Source organism: Priestia megaterium, from assembly GCF_046599315.1.
Taxonomy (GTDB): domain Bacteria; phylum Bacillota; class Bacilli; order Bacillales; family Bacillaceae_H; genus Priestia; species Priestia megaterium_F.
Genome location: NZ_JBKIKC010000002.1, coordinates 110,841 through 133,756, shown reverse-complemented (window position 1 = coordinate 133,756; position 22,916 = coordinate 110,841). Strand labels below are relative to the sequence as shown.

The following is a 22,916-nucleotide window of genomic DNA, read 5'->3' as shown; positions in this document are numbered from 1 at the left end:
CTTATGGAAATAGGGAGATTTTCTGCTTTTGAAGTGAATCTTATATACAAAGTAGGTTAACATAAAACAGATTTTAAGAGTGAGAACAAGTTTAAATAAAAAAGAAGTCACTCTTAAGTAACTTCTTTTTTTATAATGTGGACGTATGAGTAAAACAAAAAACATACAGGTTTCTTACTTTACAATGTCTTCGTCAGGAGATTTTCGTTTATGTTTCTCACTAATAATTCTCTTATTCAGTATCCTTACTTCATCGACCATTAGTAACCTCATATCTCTTACAATATATTTGGCTAATTCTTCATCGGAGATATCATCATTATCAATATCGAGGCGAAACTCTTGACCTTGTAGTCCACCACCGTTGGTAAAGGTAATTTCAAAATCAAAAAGTACTCTTTTATCCATGTCTAATCCACCTTAGTTTAATAATCCAATTCATATTAAGTTTAACAAAAAAATATCTTCTCTAACTGCTTAGTGAGGCTTATCACATCATAAATTTCTAAGAAGGGGCTTTTAGTTCCTAGACTGGTTTACTTAATAATCTTTTTTATAAAATGGCCGGGAGATTCTAAGATTTATTTAAGACTGAATTAAACAACTTTTCTTTTCCTCCAAGGCTTTATATAAGAGATAATGACTAAAAAAATTAAAAGGCTAAAACTTATTCCAATACCTAAGAAAAGCATTCGTCGACTCTGAAAGTAAAGTGGATTTTGTAAAGGATGTAAGTCACTGGAAAGAATTTGAGGAAATAAATTAGATACTACATTACCAGTAATTGATGATCCCAGCAGGATTGCACATATGTTGCCTATCCATTTTGCTAAAACCCAATAATATTTTGTCAGCCCTCCCCAGTGAGTACGTAAAGCTAACCATATTCCTGTGAATAAAGAGGCTAATGCGCCGGGTATTGTTAGAAAATGATCAAAATAGCTGATAAATAAAATTCCTATGTAAATCTGTGCTTCTTCAGAAAAGAAGGCCATTGAAACCGTAACTAAAAGCTGCCCAAAAATGCCACTGAAATAAATAATGACAGAGAGAACATGAGCAATAATCCACCACTGTTCACTCTTAAGCGTTAGCTTTTCAGATAATTTTTTAGAAATAAATACGCATAATAAAGTTAGCAGGAGAAGTGTTACTAGTAGTGTGACAATAAAAATAAACAGTTATTAATCCGCCCTTAATTACATTTTTTTCAGCGTTATAATGAACGAGTTCGTTGCCCTTTAGATACTATGTAGCCATCGTAGCAGGTTTGCCTGTCCATTTAAAAAATAAAAAAGAATCCTTATTACATGGGAAGAAAAACTTCGTTAGAGAAGAAAGTAAGCCTACGATGCGTGATTGTATTGAAGACAATCAGTCTGAACTAGATTCTTATCTTACTTATTTGTTCAATCAAATAAATAATAACAGCGAAATTCCGTTAGAAAGCTTAATGAGAGGAGAGGTATTTTATTATAAAAAAAATAAAAAATCATTCAAAGCGGTTTCGTGATTACGCATTGCTCCTGCTTCTAGAGAAATCAAGGTACCTTATCCTTCAGTGACTGACTGATTTTTAAATTGTAAACAGAGATAATTTTTACCATTAAATACTAAAAGGTAGTACAATTACATTGTATTTCGAATGAATCTAAAGGAGACAATACAATGACAAAAAACAACTTAAATCATGGCATTATAATTTTATTAGAGTTTTATCCAACTTGGTTAGCATTACCTCGTGAAAAAAGAAGAGAACTTGCGGAGGATTTATATTCAATAATTGAAAAGTACAGCGAGACTGTTAAAGTGAAGTTCTTTGACGCAGATGCCTTTGGAGACGGTACTTATACCGATTTCATCTTTTGTGAAACAATAGATTTAAAAATGTATCATTTTATGTGGGAAGAAATCCGTGATACATATGCCTATTCTAATGGTTATTTTAAAATTAAAAAAGTGATGATGGGAGTGCAGAATGCCTATCAAAAATTCGAGGAAGAAGTCTTAGAAATGGGTTCTGAACACAAATAAAATCTTGTTGTAACAAAAAAGTAATCAACTGTTTTAGAGTTTCTTCATTAATCTAACATCATATTTGCTTAAACATCAGCAGCAGTGTGATTTTAATTGTGAAATACACTGCTTTTATACTTACATTTTCCTGTGTTAGTACTTCAAAAGAGAACGCCTACCTTTTATAGAACTTTTGAAATAAGCTGAGTTGCAATTTTCGAATCTGTCACTAATTTTATCTGTATATTCAGTGCAGTCATATAGTTTGTTAAGATTTATTTCTTGAAGATTGATCACTCTTCTCTATTTGGCTTTTATTTGATTAAAACAATTACATCTATGTAAAGGGGCTATGTTGAAATTTTTAGGTTCCCTTATGCTAGTTCAAAAGATTTCCATAATTAAACTAGTTGATTAATTAACCTTCTAGTATATATAATTAATAAAAGAATGCTGATTAACCTTTACAAAATTTTAATCTATACCTAACTAAGTTCTTAAAAAGAAAGACATAAATATCAAAGGTAATTAGGCGTAAAAATTCTGAAGCACGAAGAGGAGGCTACATTTATGAAAAGAAAAGTGACTTATCTTTTCATTGGTCTTGTTGTAATAATGATAATAGGTTTTCTTGGATTTTTTACCTGGTCACAGCAAACGTATGAACCATCTCAAAAGCTTTATACACTTATAGATAAAAAGGACATTAAATACGACAAGGATTGGATTATCTTCAACTCAAAAAGTAATAATCAAGTAGGAATTGTGTTGTATCTAGGGGCAAAAGTAGAACCTGAAGCATACAGCTACTTCGGTAAACAGTTAGCAAAGCAAGGTTATCTAGTCGCTATACCTAATGTAAATCTTAACTTTTCATTGTTCGACTCTAACAAAGCACAGGAAATAATAGATACCTACTCCTCTGTTCAAAAATAGATTATAGGTGGTCATTCGTTAGGCGGTGTTACTGCATCTAAATTTGCTTATAGTCATCCTGAAAAAATAGATGGTGTGTTCTTATTAGGTTCTTACCCAGATGAAGGAACTGATTTCTCAAAAAAGAGTCTTCCTATGTTTTCAATCTACGCTGAAAGAGATGGTTTATCAACGGTAGAGAAAATTGAAGATACAAAGCACTTGTTATCAAATAAAACAACCATGCATGAAATAAAAGGTGGTAACCATGGTCAATTCGGCATTTACGGAGCACAAAAAGGGGACTCTAAATCATCCATATCTGTAAAGAAACAACAGGATGAAATGGTTAGTGTTACTTCGACATGGATAAAAGAAAATATTAACTAATTAATAATTTGTTGTAAGATAATTTTGTTGAAGGGTGATTCTTATGAGTTCAACGGATCTTTTAATTAAAGCCTTAAAAGCAAAAAACATTCCAGTTCAAAAGGTAAAAGTGAAAAATAGTACGCGGATTGAGTGGGAAATTTGCCAATCGCTAAATAAAAATCAACTTTTGAATAGGACAGTGAAATAAATTATGAAACTTAGGACTTAGTGTTGGCTTAAGTAATCGAGGAGAAAAAAATGATTGATACAATACAATACAATACTCCATTTTCTGTTTAGTATGTGCTATTAAGTACCGCTTCTTTTAAGCATAAAGCTTGTAAGATTTTTATAAGGATTACATGTAACACTCTATTTCTTCACTCCTGAAACGTGTTTTATGTGAATTAGACAGCAAACACATATGTTATTGTATTGTGTGAAGAAAATTGTTAATATAAAAATATAATGATGAGAGGACTGATGGATGGATAATGATTAACTAATCTATATTTTCATTTGAAATGAATAACTTCAAAATACAAAATATAGGGTTAGTCTGTCCATTTTTATAAATCAGTTTATACTTTATTTGTCATCATTCCAGTGGCAAATAAGCACTTAGTTACCTAAGTGAAAGACTAATCCTTCCAATTGTAAATTGGGAGGATTTTTTATTCTCTCATAGATAAAATGGATATCTTTTAAATCTGTACCTCTAACCTAACAAATAAAGGAGAGAGAGAAATGAGTAATTCAGACACGATCGTTACGCATGTAATACTCTGTATAAGTCGTTAATATCCATCAAACTTATACGGAGTAATTTAGAATGGATGGATGTACCGACTTTGTATAAAAAGTAAAAAGTGTTGATATACAAAGGAGGAATTATCATGTCAATGATACAAGTTCAAAATTTAACTTTTTCTTATCCAAGCAGTTTTGACAATATTTTTGAAGATGTAAACTTTCAAATAGATACAGATTGGAAACTTGGATTTATCGGCAGAAATGGACGAGGTAAAACAACGTTCTTTAATTTATTATTAGAGAATTATGAGTATAGCGGCGAAATCATTTCCTCAGTAGAATTTAATTATTTCCCTTACCCAGTTTCGGATGAGAACAAGTATACTCACGAAATCTTAGAAGAGATCTGCCCCCAAGCAGAAGATTGGGAATTTCTTCGCGAAATTTCCTGTCTAAATGTTGATGCAGAGGTTATGTACCGACCATTTAAAACATTATCAAATGGGGAACAAACAAAGGTGTTGCTTGCTGGACTTTTTTTGAATGAGGGTCAATTTCTATTGATTGATGAGCCAACCAATCACCTAGACACTGACGCACGAAAGACAGTCTCTGATTATCTAAGAAAGAAAAAAGGATTTATTTTAATTTCACATGACAGAATCTTTTTAGATGGATGCGTGGATCATATCTTATCTATTAATAGAGCTAATATTGAAGTTCAAAGTGGGAACTATTCTTCTTGGAAGTTAAACTTTGATAGACAGCAGGAGCACGAAGAGGCTACAAATCAACGTCTACAAAAAGACATTGGGAGATTAAAACAATCTTCAAAGCGTACAACAGGTTGGTCTAATCACGTCGAATCTTCCAAAAATGGAACGACGAATTCGGGTTCTAAGTTGGATAAAGGTTTCGTAGGACATAAAGCAGCAAAGATGATGAAGAGAGCGAAGAACCTTGAATCAAGGCAACAAAAAGCAATTGAGGAAAAGTCAAAGCTGCTAAAAAATGTGGAAAAAACCGAGTCGTTAAAATTAGAGCCATTAGAACTTCAAACAAATGAATTGATTAATCTGACTGATGTATCTGTTAAGTACGATGACCAAGTAGTAAATAAGCCAATTAGCTTTAAAGTTGAACAAGGTGACCGTATTGTGCTTGATGGAAAGAATGGAAGTGGAAAAAGCAGCATTCTAAAACTAATTCTAGGAAAACCGATACATCATACAGGCTCAATTAAGCTAAGTTCAGGTCTTATTGTTTCTTATGTTCAACAAGATACCTCTCATTTGAAAGGAATGTTATCGAAGTTTATTGAAGACCATGAGATTAATGAAACACTATTTAAATCTATCCTGCGCAAGATGGATTTTGATCGAATTCAATTTGAGAAAGATATATCTCATTATTCTGGTGGACAAAAGAAAAAGCTGCTTATAGCCAAAAGTTTATGTGAAAAAGCTCATTTATATATTTGGGATGAACCATTAAATTTTATCGATATTTATTCGCGTATGCAGATTGAAGAGCTAATTCAAAGCTTTAATCCAACAATGGTTATTGTTGAGCATGATCAAACATTTCAACAAACGGTTGCAACAAAAATCATCTCTATGTAGGCAAATGTGAAGAACTAAAGTCGTAGCTGTAGATTAGATTCTTAAACTATAGAAGCGCTAGTCTAAGAAAAGATTAGCGCTTCTTCTTGATGCCTAGAATCTTTGTTATAGTAAATAACTTTGTATATCCTCTATAATACATAACATTAAATCAAGAGAGATAAATAATTGTTTACTTTGTTGTATTTTCTGCAAGTATTTGTAGCAGAACCGATTCGTTTACTTCTTACAAAGCACCTCACCACTTAACTACCAATCGAAAAAAACTTTTAACGCAATCATTGTGGCAGCGTAAACAAGAGATGAGATTAAAAAGGTTGGCAAGTGTGCGTGCTTTTCGAAAGGGAGTTCTTTACTGATAACATTAAACAACATTGCACCTGAACTAAAAGCAATCATCGACTCGACAAATAGGCCTGATGAGGGACCAAAGATGCCTAAGATGGATCCAAACAAAGTTGCTCCGGCAAGCATATAGCGACCTCTGCTTTTGTGCAAGCGATGATGTTTTTTTCCTAGTTGATAGGACCACCCAATAAAGTGAAGGCTGATAGCCAATCCGTAGAATAGTGATTCAACTCGCTGAACATCAGATGAGAAGACGACATAAGAAATGATAAAAGAATAAACCATAAAAAAGCTCACCTGTACCATATAAATGGTCTTTTCCTTTAGCTTTGTTGCTGCCTTCGTCTGAGCAAATGAATAAACAGAAAAATAGACTAGTAAGCCAAGAAGACCAAGAAAATAAAGTTCAGTATCAAGGGCCAGCGATCCTCCAAATTCTTCTTGCTTCTCATGAAGCATCGGTAAGATATAAATAAACACATAGGCAATAGCTACACCACCTGATAATGAGAGCAGCTTTTGCTCCCCTATTGGAGAGCGTTCGACTATCGTTAATGCGTATAGTTGAATGAGGATAAATACAATACCTATTATGATTGCTTCGATTGTAACCATGATTGTCTCCTTTTAAGGTTTACTTTTGGGGTTTAATTCCCTTTAACAGAAGGAGAGAAACCATACTTTAGATGGAAACGTTGTTAAATAGTAGGCAAATGTCCTGAATTCCAATATGTTAACTAACTCTGTATATGTTATGCAGCTCATACACATCTTGTTTGGAGTTTTTTCACTGCCAATAAATAGATAGGCAATGAAAGTAAGAATGGCAGTATTAACCCTGATACTTAAGAGAGAGCCCATTAGGATAATAAGAGATAGTATGTAGCGTCAACCAACTAATGTTAAATACAGTTCCTATTTTATAAAAGAAAAAGATACTAACTAAGTAGGCAAGCGTTCCAAAAATTTTTATCTTCAAATCATCATCTCCACAACTTTACTTTATTCCCGATTGAAAAATATTGGGAAGTTATCAGATATTTTTTAAGGGGGAAAAGTTCTTGATGGTTTAAAATAACTTATTCTATCTTTCAGCACAATTTTGAAATATGGTTGAAATTCGAAAAAATATTAAGCAGTACCTTGCAATGAACAATACCTGATGATATATTATTGGTAACTTGCATATAACTATAAACCAGTACTGTGCAATAAACAGTAGTTAATTTTGAACAGAAAAGGGTGAAAAACATTGAATGTGCAATTTAAAAAAGGAGTTTTAGAACTTTGTGTCCTTGTATTACTTGATAAGAAAGACCGTTATGGATATGAATTAGTTCAAAAAATCTCCCACCAAATCGAAATATCGGAGGGATCAGTATATCCTCTTCTGCGCCGATTAACAAAAGAAGAATACTTCACAACGTACTTAAAAGAATCTACAGAAGGTCCTTCAAGGAAATATTACCAGCTTACAGCTAAGGGAAGAGAGTATTTATACCAACTTATTGATGAGTGGAACGAGTTTTCAAGGGGTGTCAATCAATTAATTAAAGAAGGTGTGAACAATGTCGAAGAGTAAATTTTTACAACAATTAAACGAATCCTTAAAACCATTATCCTTAAAAGAACGGGAAGATATTTTACAAGATTATGAAGAACATTTTTCAATCGGTTTACAAGAAGGAAAAACAGAAGAAGAAATTGTAACGTCGTTAGGTTCCCCAAATCAAATAGCCAAAGAATTGCTAGCAGGTTACCATATTGAGCAAGCAACAGCTCAAAATGTTTTGAGAGCTACTTGGGCCGGAATTGGATTAGCTTTTTTCAATTTATTCATTGTTCTTGGTCCTGCCATTGCATTGGCTGGATTCATTCTGTCAGCTTGGGCCATAGGTCTATGTTTCTTGGCATCTCCTATTCTAGTTCTTGGTGAAGCTATTGTACATCCAAGCGGCTTTTTTCTCTTTAATTTTTTTATGTCTTTAGCATTTTGCGGACTTGGATATTTTATTTTGATAGGTATGTTATTCGTAACAAAGCTAGCTATAAAGGGCTTTGTGCGCTACCTGAAATACAACGTATCACTGGTGAAAGGCGGTTTAAAACGTGTTGAATAAAAAGAAACTCTCCATTCTTGCAGGCATTATCATCATTGTTGGTATTATAGGAAGTCTCCTTACTTATCGTATTATTGATCCTGAACCTATTTCAAAAGAAAAAGTCTCCAACAGTAATCAAGTATCAAAAATTAACTTAGACACTGATAATACTAATGTTCATATGTACCCTATCAAAGGCCATAATATTAAAATAACATTAGAAGGCGAATCCTCTCCTAACATAAAAAGAGACTTCACTACTGACGTTAGGAATTCAACACTTTTCATCACTTATAGTGAACAGCAGCGTAGCTGGGTCAATTTTGATATTGTCAATGTCTTAAAACCACTATCCATAAACGTTTATCTACCTGAAAAGCAGTATAATTCATTGAAGATTTCTAGTAACAATGGTTATGTGTCTGTCAAACAACTAAATGCAGCAGATTTTTCTATTCGTGCAAACAATGGACGTGTTGATTTAGAGGGTATTCATTCACAAAATCTGAATACAAACGTACACAATGGACTTACAAGCATAAAAAATATTGCGGCAAAAACGATTCAAGTGAAAGGGAATAATGGAAAAATAATATTTAGTGACGTAGAAGGTCGTTTAAAGGGAGAAACACATAATGGAAGTATCGCTCTTGAAACAGAAGAACTTGATCGAGATATTGACTTTAAAACACACAATGGAAAGATTCAAATTAAAACGAAAAAAGAACCAATAAATGTTCATTTTAATGTCTCTGTGGACAATGGGAAAGTAGATATCTTGAATAGGTATGATAGGAATACAGTTATCGGAAAAGGAAAGAATACCATTAAACTAACCACCCATAACGGCAGTATTTCAGTAATAAAGTAACCTATTAACCATATAGCATAGCGCCCTCAATAAAAGTATGCTAAATGATTAGTACATTTTTATTTAAACCATGCTAGAAATAAAAGGGCTGGACGTTCGTTAGCAAAAACCTATGGATATGAGCGGAAAAAAGGTGTAGAAAATTAAAAGCCATTGTATCTAATCTTTAAATGGAAGAAGCAAGATCCGATGATGGGAACTTGCTCTTTTTGCTTTTCATGTAATTCTGTTTGAAAAAGAAAACGTCCTTTTTCAAGTACATCTAAAATATACACTATAGTACATAGAGTTTGATACAAGTTTTAAAACAGAAATAAGGATTAATTGAGCGAAAAATAATTAATTATAACCAAGTCTCAAAAATCATGATTTCTAAAACACTTCTACTCGTAGTTCATCAAAGGCTCTAGAGGAGCAATGGAGGGGAAGGAGTGTGTGCAGATGCTCAACATCACTTAACTCAGTTATATAAACAAACAACACTCATATACATTTATTGAATGGCTTCTTTAAACTTGTCACGAAATAAAACATAAGTTGGTAAAGAGTACATAGGAGGAGAAAACATGTTTGTTCATATAGTTCAACCTGGTGATACGTTGTCTTCAATAAGCAGTAGATATGGTTATTCTATTGCGCAGCTTAGAAGTGTGAATGGGTTAGAAGAAACGAATATTGTTCCAGGTCAAGCTTTACTTATAGCTCTTTAGGTATACCCAGTACAACCCGGTGATACGATGAGCAGTATTGCTAAAAAAGCTTATGTATCCTTAGAGCAATTGAAGAGGGCTAACCATTCAGTCAATTATAATTATTTGCAGGTCGGGATGAAAATAAGGATTCCTAATATATCAAACTACATTGCAGGCACACTACAATATTATGCCGTTCGAAATCCAGAATTAGATCGCAGTTTAATTAGTGATTTTGCAACTTATTCCTCTTCCATTGCTATCTTTGAATATCATGTTGGAAGCAATGGAGATATTATGAATAACTTAAACGATTTAGTGGCGATTGAAACGACTTGGAAAAACCGTGTTACACCGTTAGTTACCATTACTAATCTAACTTCTGAGGGGTTTAGTTCTGATCTTGCTCATCAAGTTTTAAATAGTCCTCAGGCAAGAAACAATCTTATTAATAATATCTTTTATTTAGTATCTAGAAAAGGATACGGCGGGGTGAATATTGATTTTGAACGTGTAAAAGTCGAGGATAGGGATCTTTTTACAGGATTTTTACGTCAGCTGAGTGAACATTTAAAACCCGCAGGCTACGTGCTTACAATAGCGGTTCCAGCCAAGACAAGCGAAGATATTCCTTGGTTAAAAGGATATGATTATGGGGGGATAGGTGCGGTTGTTAACTATATGTTCATTATGGCATATGATTGGCATCATGCAGGTAGCGAACCAGGGCCAGTCGCACCAATTACTGAGGTAAGGAGAACAATAGAATTTGCTATAGAAAGTGTTCCACGAAGAAAACTCATCATTGGCGTTCCTTTATATGGATACAACTGGTCGATCCCTCACAAGCCTGGCACAGTAGCATCCGCTATATCCAACCAAAATGCAGTTAAAACAGCGATGAGATATCAGTCTCCTATTCAATATTCAAAGGAATACAAATCGCCATTTTTTAGGTATAGAGATCAAGCGGGACAGATGCAGGAAGTATGGTTTGAAGATGTCAGAAGCATGAGTGAAAAAATGGTGTTAGTTCGTAAATTCGGTTTGCAAGCAATAGGGGCTTGGCAATTAACACTTGGATTTACGCCGGGACCGTGGCTTTTAAGGGAATTTTTCACTATTAGAACGGTATAAATATAATTAGTTAGTATAGATTAATTTAGACACCTTTCACTCAGTAGTTGTTCAGTATCGATTCATAGTAAATTAAATTATAAAAGGTTGGAGGTACTACTATGGCAAAAAGGATAGATGTCTCAATAAAGCGGCATCAATTAAAACTGTATGATGGGGCTAAATTAGTAAAAGCGTATCCTATTGCTGTGGGAAAAATGATTACTCCAACTCCGACTGGAAAGTTTAAAATCATTAATAAAGATACTACTCCTCCGTCTGTATTTGGCCCCTTATGGATGGGACTGTCAAAACCCACATATGGAATACATGGCACTAATGATCCAGCGTCTATTGGCAGAGATATGTCGCATGGATGTGTAAGAATGAACAATGAAGATATTTTAGAACTTTCCTCTGCAGTACCCATTGGAACACCGGTTTATATACATAAATAATGTTTCAGAAACTGATTTATTCTCCTCTTTTACAACCTGTTCCTATAAGAGCGTATCTTCATGTATTAGTAACAAGCTATTATTCTTTATAAATCTCGTGCACTAATTTCAAGGTTTACACCAGATTTCGCTTAATTAGCATAGTAAAGATTATAGTTAGGGGTTATGAAAAATATGGTAAAATAACCTCAGGAAGAAGGGGAAGAAAATTGAATAATGCGTTAAATACAAAAATGCTATTGAAAGACATGATAATGTAGGAATGTGTATTATTTATTCCTTCACTTTTACTTATGGCATACTTACCTTTAAACAACTTACTAGATATGTTTGTTAACGTTATTATTTTTGTTTTAAGTGTAATAGGGATATTTGCTATTTGTGAGTACATAACCTAAAGGGTTGAAAAATGACTGATCCCGACAAATAACAAGGGAGAAAGAGTCATCACTATGAAAAATCAGTGGAAAGTTACCATATTACATATTACACCTTTTTTTGAACCTGTTATGCAGAAAGAGAGCATGGCAGAGCAAGAGGTACGATAAATTTACCAGATTTCCCTTTAAGCTAACGAAAGCATTAGTGAGAAATTAAAGGTACTAGAGTAATTTTTTAATAAAAGGATTCTTTAGTTGAAGGACTGTCAATAGACCGTCTTGTTTTATGTCTTCAGGTATCAAAGTTTATGTACATCCATACACGGTTTTTTACACATAAAATACTAAAAGTACCCCGTTAACGGAGGTACTTTTAGTATTTTAACCTATTTTGATGCTGGAGACGTGTTAACTTCTGGAGACGTTACTTTGTCGTAAAAGTTTACGAATTGGTCACGATCCTCGCTATCACGGTAAGCCATAGCAACACGTGGGTGTTCGTTCAGTACACCAGAAATCATGTAAGGAATGATATAGCCCCATTCCCACTTTTGACGCATTTCAAGCATATGGTTTTCAATTACTCCAAGAATTGGCTTCATCTCATAGCTTGGTTTTGGTATGTAGCTAACAAGTAGTTCTGTGTTACAGTTACCAGCTGCACGGCCCATACCATAAACAGATGAATCAAGAAATGTAACGCCACTGCGCATCGCAGTTAATGTATTAGCAAAAGCTAACTGCATGTTGTTATGCGTATGGATTCCAAGCTGTTTGCTAGGAATCATTGCTTGGAACTTTTTCACTTGATGCTCAATATCCGCAGGATCCAGGCTTCCAAAGGAGTCAACGATATATACAACATCTACAGGGCTTTTCTTTACCATTTCAAATGCTTCAATAAGTTGATTTTCAGGTACGCTAGATAGCGCCATAATGTTAAGTGAAGTCTCATAGCCTAAGTCGTGAAACATTTTTATGAGCTCTAAGCCTTTATCTACTTCGCGGACATAGCATGCCACTCGAATCATATCTAACATACTTTGCTCACGCGGTAAGATGTCATTCGGATCTACACGCCCAATATCTACTAAAGCAGATAGCTTCGTGATTTTTTTCTCAGGGATAATTTCTTTGAGAAAATTATCGTCAAGAAATCTCCATGGATTGGGCTCAGTCGCTTGAAGAAGCTTAGGGGAGTTTTTATAACCAATCTCCATATATTCAACACCGGCTGCGTTTAGGCCGTTATATAAGTCTTGAACAAATTCAACGCTAAAATCCCAATTGTTAACTAAACCTCCATCACGAATGGTACAGTCTATAATTTTGTTGTTATATTCCATGGTAGTGATTTCCTCCTGTGATTCATATTAGTATTATTTAAAACTTTATCGCTTTTATGCTTTTAAGCACTAAACTTTCCTATTGTGTTTATACCACGACTCATTCAAAGGAGTCAATGTATTTTCTACATGAGACTCTACTTTACTGTATTCGATGAGAATACGCTTTGGCTTTTCATGCACCTTATGATCTTGAAAAATCAAGCTCAGTAATACAACTTCTAGTATATACATACACAGTGCATCTTACATCACTACCATTGTCCAAAGAAGCATCATTAAAGTCTAAGGGGGATGTAGCCGAGAGCTTAGAATAAACGGCTTCTCTTGTAAAACTTACAAAAGAGCGGTGTTATGAGCTGTTACGCAACCATCCTTTTCTGAGGAACATTTTTTTCAATTGTAATACTTTCACATGGGAATGATTTCTCAACAATACTACAACGCCCCCAGATTCACTATTGAAGAAATAAAAATGAGGGTGTTTAATAGCTATTTATCATTCTTTACATCGTCAAAAATGTAAAGAATGATAAGAGTATAGAAGTAATAAACATCGCAATCAACGGCTTTAATGCTTTTGTTCGAAGAGTTTTTATACTTACATTTAATCCTAAACCGACCATAGCCATTGTTAAAAGAAAGGTTGTTAGGGTCGAAATATCATCCATAATCGTTTTGGGTAGTACGAGGTGTTCGCCTACGACATAACTTCCAAAGATACTCATGATTATAAAACCTATTAAAAACCAAGGAAATTCAATCTTTGTATCGGCTTCAATTTTTCCTGTTCGCTTCATCCAATACATTAAGATAAAACTTAATGGCACAAGTAAAAGCACTCTACCTAACTTAGCCAACAGGCCAATAGCTAAGGCATCGCGCCCAGCCGGTGCTGCAGCTAGAGCTACATGGGCAATTTCATGGAGGCCTACACCTGACCAAATTCCATATTGAATATTTGTTAAATGTAGATAGGGTCTTAAAATCGTATATCCAATCGCAAATAGGGTTCCCACTAGAGCAATAATACCAGCTCCAATAGCTGTATCTTCTTCCTTTGCTTTTATAATTGGAGAAACAGCTGCAATAGCTGCCGCACCACATATTCCTGTTCCTATACCTAAAAGAAGGGATAAACCACTATCAGCCTTCATCCATTTGGCTAGAAAAATCGTTAAAACAATTGCAAATACAGCGGTTCCCACATCACGAAGTAACAACCCTAATCCTTGATGAATGACAACATCAATATTAAGCTTTAATCCATATAAAATAATCGCATAACGTAGCAGTTTTTTAGAAGAAAATTCAATTCCAAATCTTATTTTTTCAGGGTATCCCCAAATTTGACGATAAATTACTGCCATTATAATTGAACAGGCTAGTGGACCAATGTGATCAAATCCTGGGATTTTTGCTAAGCCATAAGCAAGTAAAGCAAAAAGAAAAGTAAAACCAATTCCTCCAGCCCATAAAGAAACATTAGATGATGTCTGGGCGTTTGTTCGTGAGGATAGATTCTGCTTTTGGACTTTGTTTATATTTATCATACATTTCATCTCCAATATGGATTCTTATCAAGCGCAGCTTCACACAAGAAATATGTACTTTAACTATAAAAGACCGCTTACCATTAGTAAAATATAGATAAATCATATCAACGATTAAAAAAATTAATGATAAATAAAATAAAGCAGCAATTTGATTTTCAGAATCACTGAAAGTCGAATTGCTGCTTTTATTCGTTTTTATTCTTCAATACCCGCTTTGATATCTAAAACGTAGTCCATAAACTACTAATTTTACAGAACTGCGTAAAAATATATGTTCTTATGAGAGAGAGACAGCCTTACTAGTTGCTAGACCTTTTTTGCGTCTATACCATAACAAAATCAAGCTACCCAATACACAAAGGAAAGACACTAACTGAGCTATTCTGATATGAGAGGTTAACATCAAGCTATCTGTACGTAATCCCTCTATAAAAAACCTGCCTGTTGAATACCATAGTAGGTAAGTAAGAAAAACTTCTCCTCTTTTTAATAAGAATTTTCTCAGTACAATCAGGACAAGAACACCTACTATGTTCCAAAGTGATTCGTAGAGAAACGTAGGGTGATAGTAGGTTCCATTGATATACATTTGATTAATAATAAAATCAGGCAAATGTAAAGCTTCTAAAAACTGACGTGTAACAGGTCCGCCATGTGCCTCTTGATTCATAAAGTTTCCCCACCGACCAATAGCTTGACCTAATAATAAGCTAGGAGCTAAAACATCAGCCATTTTCCAAAAAGAAAGATTCTTTTTTCTACAAAACCATATAGCTGTTAATACAGATCCAATAATTCCACCGTGAATTGCTATGCCGCCATGCCAAATTGCTATAATTTCACCTGGATGTTCTTTATAATAACTCCATTCAAAAAGCACGTAATAAATTCGAGCCGTAATGATAGCAATGGGTAGTGCTAGTAGAAGTAAATCAGAGATGGTTTCTGAAGAGATACCTCGTTTCTTTCCTTCTTTCGAGGCTAACAAGAAGCCTAAGAAAGCTCCTATTCCTATGATAATTCCATACCAATGGACCTCAAGTGGACCAAGGTGGAAGGCGATAGGATTTAAAGGTTGTATGTGTTGGTTCATGTTTCTTTCTCCTTTACTTCATATCGTTTTTTTTGCATTTTTTATGAGTAACATTAAATTAGATTGCCTTTTTAGTATATCTAATTAGATAAAGAAAGAACAACTTTTGCTTACAAACGATCATAATATAATCTTGTTTTACTACAAAGAATTGTTTATCCCAACTTTAAATAATAATTTACAAGGTTATGATAGCAAAAATAATGATTGCGGCAACTGGCAATGGAACAAAGAAGTTTGATATGGGGCTTGGGTGGTTACTTTTAAAGAAAAACAATAATGTGATGCTGCATGGCGGTGGAACAGGATGCTTTAGCTCATTTTTAGAGATTGATAAAGCAAAGAAAGTTGCTTCCGTCGTTTTGGCTAATTATAGACTAGCCAGAAATGATGATGAACATATAGGAATGTCTTTATTAGAAAGCTTACAAGGCTCAAAACGATGTGTTTAATATTGTGCTTAGTTATCATGATACCTTCTATTAATTAATAGAGTATCAATAAACCAATCTTCAAGAAGCATAGATAGCGCTTCTTTTTTTGATAAAACCGTGCTATTATCATTAAAGTTTATAAAGAACAGAAGATTTTTGTCTTTAAGTACATTCTTTTGGTATAGTGTTAGAAATAAGGAGTGAATAGGTTGGTTTTTACTGAATTTTCTCAGCAGTTTCCCGTAAAGGTTTTAACAGTAGCGCTGCTGATTATACTTATCGTTTATTTTATTCGCAAATTCATTAAGCTTTTCTTTGACAAAACGAGCTTCTTAGATGAAAAACGAGAAGAGACATTGATGCATTTTACTAACCAGGTGACAAGGGTAGTAGGGCTGGCTTTTTTCTTTATTTATGTGCTTAGCCATTTCTTTGACTTCGCAAAGCTTCTCACTAGTTCGGTAGTGTTGGCCAGTGCCCTGGCACTAATACTTCAGCATATCATCCGTGATTATATAATGGGATTGACCTACTTGTTTGAACGCCAGATCCACCACGGAGATTATGTTATTCTTAACGGAAACCGCCAAGGAAAAATAGAAGAAATTACCATGCGTTACTTAAAGATTCGTCAGTATGACGGATACCTCTATACAGTCTCATATAGCAACATTACAGAACTTCAGAACGGAACCCGAGGAAGACGCCGGGTAAATGAAAGCCTTATTCTCAACTATAGGCAAAATCCGGAAGATGCCTTCAAAGTAATGGAGCAAGTAGCACAAACATGTAACGAGAAATATGGTCAATATTTGTTGAAAGATGTGAATGGAATTCCTATAGAGAGTTTTCAATTCAATCAAATTACTGAATTGAACGTAGATTTTAAAGGTCACCAATATTCATTATCGGGACTTGTGAAGGAAGCTGATTTTGTGGAAGCGGGCAAAAAGGTAAGGTATGAACTGGCTATGGCTGCTTACAAAAATGACCTAATGATGGCTGAAAGCTTTGAAACAAGCCATTGAACATAAAACTCATACCTTAGCTTTTATACTTTTATAATTAAAATATAAAACCCTTTTGATTTTCAAAAGGGTTTTTATGTTTTAAAAGATATCTTTTAAGCACTTCTCAAATGTAATTATCTAAAACAGAATAAAGAAGACAAATTATGTTAACTATGAAGAACAGATGTAACAAATCTACTTGCGTATCTACTTAACAAGCTCATAGGAGAACATATATAAATGAATAACTATACTAACAACAATACAGGAAGGCGCTATATAGCCCATGTTAGCATATTTGGAACCACTCAAATTCACTTAAGAAATCCTTACATTATTGCTTGGTGGTCAGCAGCTTTTCCTGGTTTTGGGCATTTATTATTATCTAAGTATCTTCGAGGATTTGTTTTATTTATTTGGGAAGTAGTTATTAATTTAAATTCTAATTTAAATGTCGCTATGATTCATTCTTTTCAAGGGGACATAGCAACGGCAGTGGAAGTACTTAATACTAGGTGGCTTCTCATTTATATTCCCGTTTATATTTTTGCTATATGGGACAGCTATCGAACGACGATTGATTTAAATAAAATATATCTCTTGGCTGAAAGGGAAAATCATATTTTTAACTCCTTTAGTATGGGAGCTATGGAGATTAACTATTTAGATAAAAGGAATCCTCTTATGTCTATCATGTGGTCTTTATTTATGCCAGGCTTAGGTCAGCTTTATATTCATAGAATAGTCGTGGCCTTTTTTATTATTATTTGGGCAGTTGTTTTCTTTTATTACTCTCATCTTCTTGAAAGTATTTCGCTTCTCTTTTTAGGGGAAATCCATAAAGCTACCGACGTCTTAGATTCAGAATGGTTATTGTTTTTCCCATCTCTATATGGGTTTGCGACATATGACGCTTATATCAATACAGTTGAAAATAACAAGCTTGCTGAAAAAGAACAGAAAAACTTTCTAGAGAAAACCTACCAAAACCCAGACTTTTATATTGCAAAGAAAAAAAAGGTGAAAAAATGACATGCAGATCTTTTCTACATTTGAATATTCTACTTATTTAGAGATAGCCATCTCAGAATTAGAAAGAAGAGGGATAAAAAAAGAAAATATCCTTGTAGTTCCTTTGGAAAATCGGACAGAAGATCGGAGAATGTTTGATAGCCTTCATCGATCGGATGGTGTATCTCTTATTGATTTAGGAATGGCTTTAGCAACAGCTTTTTCAGTGGTGGGTGCCAGCATTGGATTCAAGCTAGATTGGGGACCTATTTATTGGGGGCTCATTGCTGCCACTGTTGGATTTATCCTAGGATTTGCTATCAAACTTTTTATGTTTAAAGTAATTAAAAAAAAGAAACGACTTCTACATGGGAAAAAAGGTGAAATAATTATAATAGTTGAATGCCATGACTTGCAAAGTGAATTAGTTAAACAAGTTCTGTGGAATAATTACGCTTTAGGTGTCTCACAAGCAAGAAAAAGTAATAAGTAAGCTTTTTCTTCCATACAGCAACATATTTGTGTGTTTTTAATTAATATCACGTACGTTATGACTATATTTATAAATATAAACGGTTAGTTTTCGCTATTATATAATTCTTTACCTTTAACAGTTATGTTCACAGGGAAAGAGGAAATTTCTGATATATAACATATGAATGATCATTTTTATGGAACAAGTACTTAGCATATATATTACTTTTGTATAAACTACCAATGATACTGCAAATCATCCACCTTATACAAAATCAGTCAACATAACAAAAAGATAAAGATAGTGAGGATAAAGTATTTTCCTAACGGTATGGTAAAATTAGACAAAACGCCAAAGGAATTAAAAGGGGATTATCTATATCACAAAAAGTTAATTATACAAAATTAAACTCCGAAATGTGGAATGAATGGGCTTCAGCCGGAGGAAAGTTGTCTTTGGCCATTAATCCCCAAGATTTTGTAAAGGCAACTCAAGGTATTTTGATATTTACTTAACGCCTTGTAAACTTGTTCCAAATAGCTGGCTTATTCCATTTAAAGAAGCAATAATATTAGGACTTGCTAGCAGGGGAGGACAGCAACGCCCAGTTTTTGCAGCATAACATGAGGAAGTTACGGTTTTTGACTACCCTGATAAACAATTAGAAAAAACAGTTTCCTCTAGAGAAGGCTATTCTATTGATTTAGTTAAAGGAGATGTTAGTTAACATAAACACTCTTATAGGAAAATATGCAAAAAAACCTTGTAAAAGGTTTTTTTGCATATTTTTTTACTGACACTATTTTGAAGTTAAATTTTCTCTATCTACAGCTTCAGGTGGAATTTCCATCCATTCATTCTCCATCATAATATTTGATGCATCCTTAACAAAATTTGCTATATTCATTAATGACCTCCCATAAAGTAACGCTAAATCATGCCTTCCATTTACAGCTAGTGAATTCCCAAATGCTCGTATTTTCATGGAAAACATATCGACCTTATGAAACATCATTAGTTTGTCCGAAAAAGGTGCAAAAGTTGAAGTTGTGACTAAATGGTCAATAAATTCTGGAGCTGGTAAGCTCTCACGATGAAGTTTTTCTATGTAATGTTCAACTGCTTTATGCGTAATGTCTTTTCCTTTTACAAATATGTCTCTAACTTTATGGCTTTTGGCAACTTGACTAAAAGCCATAATTAAAGCTTTGCTTGTTACATTATTTTCAATATTATCGTATAGATGAGCAATTTCTAACGCGTGTAGCGGACGAACATCTCCAACAAAACCACTCAAATAATCAGTGCTGGCAATTTTCACTTGTTCTGGAGCTGGAATAATGGGTGGGGCAATAATAAGGCTTTTATTCATTAAAATGGTTTTAATTTCTTCCACTAATTCCATGGTCGAGTTCATACAATAAGTTAAGAAATTGCGTACATCTTCTCTATACATTAAAGGTATAGCAATACTATAAATGCTAAGTCCTGCTTTTGCTGCATATTTTAAGTAATATACATAAAATTCATCTGCAAATAATCTTGGAGCACCTAGATTAACGTCTTCCTCTGTAAAGCCATGTGGAATAGGTATATTTTCTTCGGTAAATATCTCTTTAACGCTACTTTGAAATTCTTCGGTTAATCTTTTCGCATGTTCTACTAGCTTTTTTATGTCTTGATCTTCAACATGTTGTAGAAAATAATTTAAAATACAATTAGACATGCTATTACCCATATAAGTTGCCCAAAGTTTTCCCATTTCAGGAGCTGTCAATTTTCTATTAGGATTTGTTTTTTTAAGTCCTACCTTAATCGGTTTAATTGTTCCCATTCATGATCTCCTAAGCTTATTTTTTCTTAGGGTTGCCTTTTATATTGTTTTTATCCTTTATATATCCTTCAAATTTTATAAGGCCCTTTTGGTCACTAAGTTTTCCCTTTTCTAAGGTATGTATAATTCACAATTGCAGTTAACATCATCATTAAATCAATTATAACTGTTAATTATTTATAAAAAGTTTGGTGATTATAAATGCCTAAAGTAGATAGAAGAGTAGCAAAAAGTCAAGAAGCCATTAAAGAAGCTGTTTAGGTTAATATTTACTTATAAGGAAACGGAAGAATGCGTAATAAGGAGAGTAAGGTGCCCAATAAAAAGTATCCATACTATTTCATAAGGGTTAGGTAAGGTATATAAATGATTGGTGTAAGAACGTAAAAAAGAAAGAGATAAACAGTTACAAATTTACACATGGCAAATCGGTCACATATCCTATTGCCGAAGAGTCGATTGCCAAACAAAGCAGATGAGTGTAGAGGCTATATTTTAGTAAAAACGCTACGTTTGAGAATTATATTAGGCAAGGTGGAAGATGGAGTTATTATATAGATAGCAAAGAGAAAAACACATGAAGAATCTACATCATTAATTAAATGATAGAACCCTTCTGTTATAAACCTTTTAAATTTTCTACTTAACATAATGAATTTTATCGGTATGAAATATAAAAAGTCATCTTTTAATTTTAAATTAAGTAATCGCTTTCATTTTTTGCTTTCTCAAAATGATTTGATAGGTTATAATAAATAGCTACAAAACATTAAATGATATGTAAGTAACAAGCAATTACACCCTTAATATTTAGCTAAAAGAAAAGCCTACCTGTTCTATCAAAGATAGGCTTTTCCTTTAGTACATAAGTTATCAATACCTTGAGTAAACTACTCAAGGTGGATGAATCATCACTTAGCTAACTCCTAAAGACAAAAAACTCCCTTAACATATTGAGGGAGTTTTTTGTTTTTTTCTATGTATAATATACATCTTTAGTTATCACACAAAGGGAGGTCCTTTTATGTCATTATATGTTTGTCCTCATTTTGATTTTGGTACAACAATAACTTATATCTTAGTCAACACGACTCCATATAGAGTACGAATAATTCCTATTAATTGATATTTTTTAAGCCATTCTTTAAAAATAATCAAGCTTCCAATTATCCAATTAAAACAACAAATCGGATAAACCACACTGGATGGACCTTCTTTTAAGGTGAATAGATAACAGCTGTAGCCAGGTACTTAATATACCTACAAGTACATCTATCTTTATTTCGATTTTATATGCAGTTAAATTTTTAAGTTCTTCACGAGCTAAACAATAGCTTAAAATCCATAATTTATGCTCTATTTGTGCTGTTTGTTTGGACCTCGTTTTTCACTATTTTTACATTTTTTACGCGAAAACCTCCTTTATAGTTAAATGATATATATCCATTTTCAAAAAAATTCAACTTTTTTATCAGCTGAGCCCGAGCCATTCATCATTTTCTTCTTATTACAATCGAAAGCTGTATTCATTAAAACTCAAGTTTATGTTTTAGAAGATGATGTGCGGGAATGAAACGAAGTAAGACAATTATTAAATAAAGGAGGAGTTTCTATGAATATAACAGAAGTGATGACCTCAAATGTTGAGATGTGTAACCTTAAAAGTTCTTGTGGTGAGGTTGCTACTATGATGAAGAATCTAGATGTAGGGATTATTCCCATTTGTGAGGACAATAAGCTAATAGGATTAATAACGGATCGTGATTTAGTTGTTAAAGGATTGGCTAATAATTTTAACGCGAATACACAAATATCTGAAATGATAACAACGGATGTGATTACCGGTACAAAACATATGTCTATAGAGCAAGCTATGGAAATTATGTCTCAGCATCAAATACGCAGACTACCTATTGTAGAGGATGGAAAACTGATTGGAATGGTTTCCTTGGGAGATTTAGCAGTAGGTAATACTTCAAATAAAGAAGCAGGAAAAGCTCTTGAGGACATTTCAGTTCCCGCTGAGCCTAATAAATGAAAAATAGCAGGTTTTATTTATAGATAGTTTCTTCTTTAGTTATTTAAAAAGGTATGAGGAAGGAAGGGAGCGCCCCTTATTAAGTAGATAGTAATAAAAAAGCTCCTTTCCTATAGATAGAGGCAAGGCAAGCCAATAAATATTGGCTTGCCTTATTTAATTGCTTAGCACTAAGCTTGGTCTATTTTATAATTTTCTACCGCGTTAATCCTTCAATTTATAGATTATTACGTCTAAGACGCCATATTCCCTGCTTAAATCTTTAATCGAATTTCCCGTATGAGATAAATCCACGATGGTTTTCTTGAAATTATCATTGTATTTTTTGCATGCGCGTTTACGTACCATTTGGGACACATCCTATCAAAAATACTTACTTAAATGGAGTGCATAAAACTATACTAACTCCAAAAATCCCTCAGTATAATAATGTAAGTTTAAAATACCTTCATTCAGATAATATAATAAATAAGC

At 33.5% G+C, this 22,916-nt stretch carries 21 protein-coding genes and 2 pseudogenes; 16 read left to right on the top strand and 7 right to left on the bottom strand.

The window, feature by feature from the left end:
- Positions 1–174: 174 nt before the first annotated feature.
- On the bottom strand, positions 175–408 hold the full coding sequence (locus ACLHDF_RS08055; RefSeq protein WP_413918382.1) for a cyclase: 234 nt from the start codon (positions 406–408) through the stop codon (positions 175–177).
- Positions 409–1,270: 862 nt separating this feature from the next.
- On the opposite strand from ACLHDF_RS08055, the gene ACLHDF_RS08050 reads away from it, so the two are divergent.
- From ACLHDF_RS08050 to ACLHDF_RS08030, 5 genes and pseudogenes are all read left to right on the top strand, one after another.
- Complete coding sequence (locus tag ACLHDF_RS08050; protein ID WP_413918381.1) at positions 1,271–1,513, top strand: hypothetical protein; 243 nt, start codon at positions 1,271–1,273, stop codon at positions 1,511–1,513.
- Positions 1,514–1,668: 155 nt separating this feature from the next.
- Positions 1,669–2,034 carry a darcynin family protein gene (locus ACLHDF_RS08045; RefSeq protein WP_413918380.1) on the top strand — a complete coding sequence of 122 codons (366 nt, stop codon included), beginning with the start codon at positions 1,669–1,671 and terminating at the stop codon, positions 2,032–2,034.
- Between the two features lie 552 nt (positions 2,035–2,586).
- A pseudogene (locus ACLHDF_RS08040) lies at positions 2,587–3,321 on the top strand (alpha/beta fold hydrolase).
- Positions 3,322–3,364: 43 nt separating this feature from the next.
- Complete coding sequence (locus tag ACLHDF_RS08035) at positions 3,365–3,511, top strand: hypothetical protein (RefSeq protein ID WP_413918379.1); 147 nt, start codon at positions 3,365–3,367, stop codon at positions 3,509–3,511.
- Positions 3,512–4,199: 688 nt separating this feature from the next.
- Positions 4,200–5,678 carry an Lsa family ABC-F type ribosomal protection protein gene (locus ACLHDF_RS08030; RefSeq protein WP_413918378.1) on the top strand — a complete coding sequence of 493 codons (1,479 nt, stop codon included), beginning with the start codon at positions 4,200–4,202 and terminating at the stop codon, positions 5,676–5,678.
- 249 nt (positions 5,679–5,927) lie between these two features.
- On the opposite strand, the gene ACLHDF_RS08025 is transcribed toward ACLHDF_RS08030, so the two are convergent.
- Positions 5,928–6,641: a hypothetical protein gene (locus tag ACLHDF_RS08025; RefSeq protein WP_413918377.1), complete on the bottom strand. Its 714-nt coding sequence runs from the start codon at positions 6,639–6,641 to the stop codon at positions 5,928–5,930.
- Between the two features lie 637 nt (positions 6,642–7,278).
- On the opposite strand from ACLHDF_RS08025, the gene ACLHDF_RS08020 reads away from it, so the two are divergent.
- The 6 genes and pseudogenes from ACLHDF_RS08020 to ACLHDF_RS07995 all read left to right on the top strand — a co-directional run bounded on the left by ACLHDF_RS08020 (position 7,279) and on the right by ACLHDF_RS07995 (position 11,663).
- Positions 7,279–7,608, top strand: a complete 330-nt coding sequence (locus ACLHDF_RS08020) for a PadR family transcriptional regulator (protein WP_413918376.1) — start codon at positions 7,279–7,281, stop codon at positions 7,606–7,608.
- Complete coding sequence (locus tag ACLHDF_RS08015; RefSeq protein ID WP_413918375.1) at positions 7,595–8,146, top strand: HAAS signaling domain-containing protein; 552 nt, start codon at positions 7,595–7,597, stop codon at positions 8,144–8,146. The genes ACLHDF_RS08020 and ACLHDF_RS08015 overlap by 14 nt, the downstream gene beginning before the upstream one ends.
- A complete protein-coding gene (locus ACLHDF_RS08010; RefSeq protein ID WP_413918374.1) occupies positions 8,136–8,999 on the top strand; it encodes a DUF4097 family beta strand repeat-containing protein in 864 nt (287 codons plus the stop codon). Before ACLHDF_RS08015 ends, ACLHDF_RS08010 begins: the two co-directional genes overlap by 11 nt.
- Positions 9,000–9,565: 566 nt before the next feature.
- Positions 9,566–10,828 (top strand): annotated as a pseudogene (locus ACLHDF_RS08005) (glycosyl hydrolase family 18 protein).
- Positions 10,829–10,929: 101 nt separating this feature from the next.
- Positions 10,930–11,265: a L,D-transpeptidase gene (locus ACLHDF_RS08000; protein WP_413918373.1), complete on the top strand. Its 336-nt coding sequence runs from the start codon at positions 10,930–10,932 to the stop codon at positions 11,263–11,265.
- A gap of 275 nt (positions 11,266–11,540) precedes the next feature.
- The gene (locus tag ACLHDF_RS07995) at positions 11,541–11,663 is read left to right on the top strand and encodes a DUF6007 family protein (protein WP_413918899.1); all 123 of its coding nucleotides are present in this window, start codon (positions 11,541–11,543) and stop codon (positions 11,661–11,663) included.
- 368 nt (positions 11,664–12,031) lie between these two features.
- On the opposite strand, the gene ACLHDF_RS07990 is transcribed toward ACLHDF_RS07995, so the two are convergent.
- The 3 genes from ACLHDF_RS07990 to lgt form a co-directional block, all read right to left on the bottom strand.
- Positions 12,032–12,991: an aldolase catalytic domain-containing protein gene (locus ACLHDF_RS07990; RefSeq protein WP_413918372.1), complete on the bottom strand. Its 960-nt coding sequence runs from the start codon at positions 12,989–12,991 to the stop codon at positions 12,032–12,034.
- Between the two features lie 506 nt (positions 12,992–13,497).
- The gene (locus ACLHDF_RS07985; protein ID WP_413918371.1) at positions 13,498–14,544 is read right to left on the bottom strand and encodes a YeiH family protein; all 1,047 of its coding nucleotides are present in this window, start codon (positions 14,542–14,544) and stop codon (positions 13,498–13,500) included.
- Positions 14,545–14,824: 280 nt separating this feature from the next.
- Positions 14,825–15,640 (bottom strand): prolipoprotein diacylglyceryl transferase, encoded by an 816-nt coding sequence (gene lgt, locus ACLHDF_RS07980; protein ID WP_413918370.1) that lies wholly within the window; start codon positions 15,638–15,640, stop codon positions 14,825–14,827.
- Positions 15,641–15,843: 203 nt separating this feature from the next.
- Between lgt and ACLHDF_RS07975 the strand changes: the two genes are divergently transcribed.
- The 4 genes from ACLHDF_RS07975 (at position 15,844) to ACLHDF_RS07960 (ending at position 18,588) form a co-directional block, all read left to right on the top strand.
- Positions 15,844–16,092, top strand: a complete 249-nt coding sequence (locus ACLHDF_RS07975; RefSeq protein WP_413918369.1) for a hypothetical protein — start codon at positions 15,844–15,846, stop codon at positions 16,090–16,092.
- A gap of 191 nt (positions 16,093–16,283) precedes the next feature.
- On the top strand, positions 16,284–17,102 hold the full coding sequence (locus ACLHDF_RS07970; protein WP_413918368.1) for a mechanosensitive ion channel family protein: 819 nt from the start codon (positions 16,284–16,286) through the stop codon (positions 17,100–17,102).
- A gap of 222 nt (positions 17,103–17,324) precedes the next feature.
- Positions 17,325–18,116: a hypothetical protein gene (locus ACLHDF_RS07965; protein WP_413918367.1), complete on the top strand. Its 792-nt coding sequence runs from the start codon at positions 17,325–17,327 to the stop codon at positions 18,114–18,116.
- 1 nt (position 18,117) lies between these two features.
- A complete protein-coding gene (locus ACLHDF_RS07960; RefSeq protein ID WP_413918366.1) occupies positions 18,118–18,588 on the top strand; it encodes a hypothetical protein in 471 nt (156 codons plus the stop codon).
- A 781-nt stretch (positions 18,589–19,369) separates the two neighbouring features.
- Here the strand turns inward: ACLHDF_RS07960 and ACLHDF_RS07955 are convergent.
- A complete protein-coding gene (locus ACLHDF_RS07955) occupies positions 19,370–20,404 on the bottom strand; it encodes a DUF3231 family protein (RefSeq protein ID WP_413918365.1) in 1,035 nt (344 codons plus the stop codon).
- 1,612 nt (positions 20,405–22,016) lie between these two features.
- Between ACLHDF_RS07955 and ACLHDF_RS07950 the strand changes: the two genes are divergently transcribed.
- Positions 22,017–22,442: a CBS domain-containing protein gene (locus ACLHDF_RS07950; protein ID WP_413918364.1), complete on the top strand. Its 426-nt coding sequence runs from the start codon at positions 22,017–22,019 to the stop codon at positions 22,440–22,442.
- A gap of 204 nt (positions 22,443–22,646) precedes the next feature.
- On the opposite strand, the gene ACLHDF_RS07945 is transcribed toward ACLHDF_RS07950, so the two are convergent.
- Complete coding sequence (locus ACLHDF_RS07945; protein ID WP_413918363.1) at positions 22,647–22,790, bottom strand: hypothetical protein; 144 nt, start codon at positions 22,788–22,790, stop codon at positions 22,647–22,649.
- Positions 22,791–22,916: the final 126 nt, after the last annotated feature.

Bases quoted from the DNA above. Each gene is read 5' to 3' on its own strand.
- ACLHDF_RS08055 (WP_413918382.1), bottom strand. From the start codon at position 408: ATGGATAAAAGAGTACTTTTTGATTTTGAAATTACCTTTACCAACGGT.
- ACLHDF_RS08045 (WP_413918380.1), top strand. From the start codon at position 1,669: ATGACAAAAAACAACTTAAATCATGGCATTATAATTTTATTAGAGTTT.
- ACLHDF_RS08035 (WP_413918379.1), top strand. From the start codon at position 3,365: ATGAGTTCAACGGATCTTTTAATTAAAGCCTTAAAAGCAAAAAACATT.
- ACLHDF_RS08030 (WP_413918378.1), top strand. From the start codon at position 4,200: ATGTCAATGATACAAGTTCAAAATTTAACTTTTTCTTATCCAAGCAGT.
- ACLHDF_RS08025 (WP_413918377.1), bottom strand. From the start codon at position 6,641: ATGGTTACAATCGAAGCAATCATAATAGGTATTGTATTTATCCTCATT.
- ACLHDF_RS08015 (WP_413918375.1), top strand. From the start codon at position 7,595: ATGTCGAAGAGTAAATTTTTACAACAATTAAACGAATCCTTAAAACCA.
- ACLHDF_RS08000 (WP_413918373.1), top strand. From the start codon at position 10,930: ATGGCAAAAAGGATAGATGTCTCAATAAAGCGGCATCAATTAAAACTG.
- ACLHDF_RS07990 (WP_413918372.1), bottom strand. From the start codon at position 12,991: ATGGAATATAACAACAAAATTATAGACTGTACCATTCGTGATGGAGGT.
- ACLHDF_RS07985 (WP_413918371.1), bottom strand. From the start codon at position 14,544: ATGATAAATATAAACAAAGTCCAAAAGCAGAATCTATCCTCACGAACA.
- lgt (WP_413918370.1), bottom strand. From the start codon at position 15,640: ATGAACCAACACATACAACCTTTAAATCCTATCGCCTTCCACCTTGGT.
- ACLHDF_RS07975 (WP_413918369.1), top strand. From the start codon at position 15,844: ATGATTGCGGCAACTGGCAATGGAACAAAGAAGTTTGATATGGGGCTT.
- ACLHDF_RS07965 (WP_413918367.1), top strand. From the start codon at position 17,325: ATGAATAACTATACTAACAACAATACAGGAAGGCGCTATATAGCCCAT.
- ACLHDF_RS07960 (WP_413918366.1), top strand. From the start codon at position 18,118: ATGCAGATCTTTTCTACATTTGAATATTCTACTTATTTAGAGATAGCC.
- ACLHDF_RS07955 (WP_413918365.1), bottom strand. From the start codon at position 20,404: ATGGGAACAATTAAACCGATTAAGGTAGGACTTAAAAAAACAAATCCT.
- ACLHDF_RS07950 (WP_413918364.1), top strand. From the start codon at position 22,017: ATGAATATAACAGAAGTGATGACCTCAAATGTTGAGATGTGTAACCTT.
- ACLHDF_RS07945 (WP_413918363.1), bottom strand. From the start codon at position 22,790: ATGGTACGTAAACGCGCATGCAAAAAATACAATGATAATTTCAAGAAA.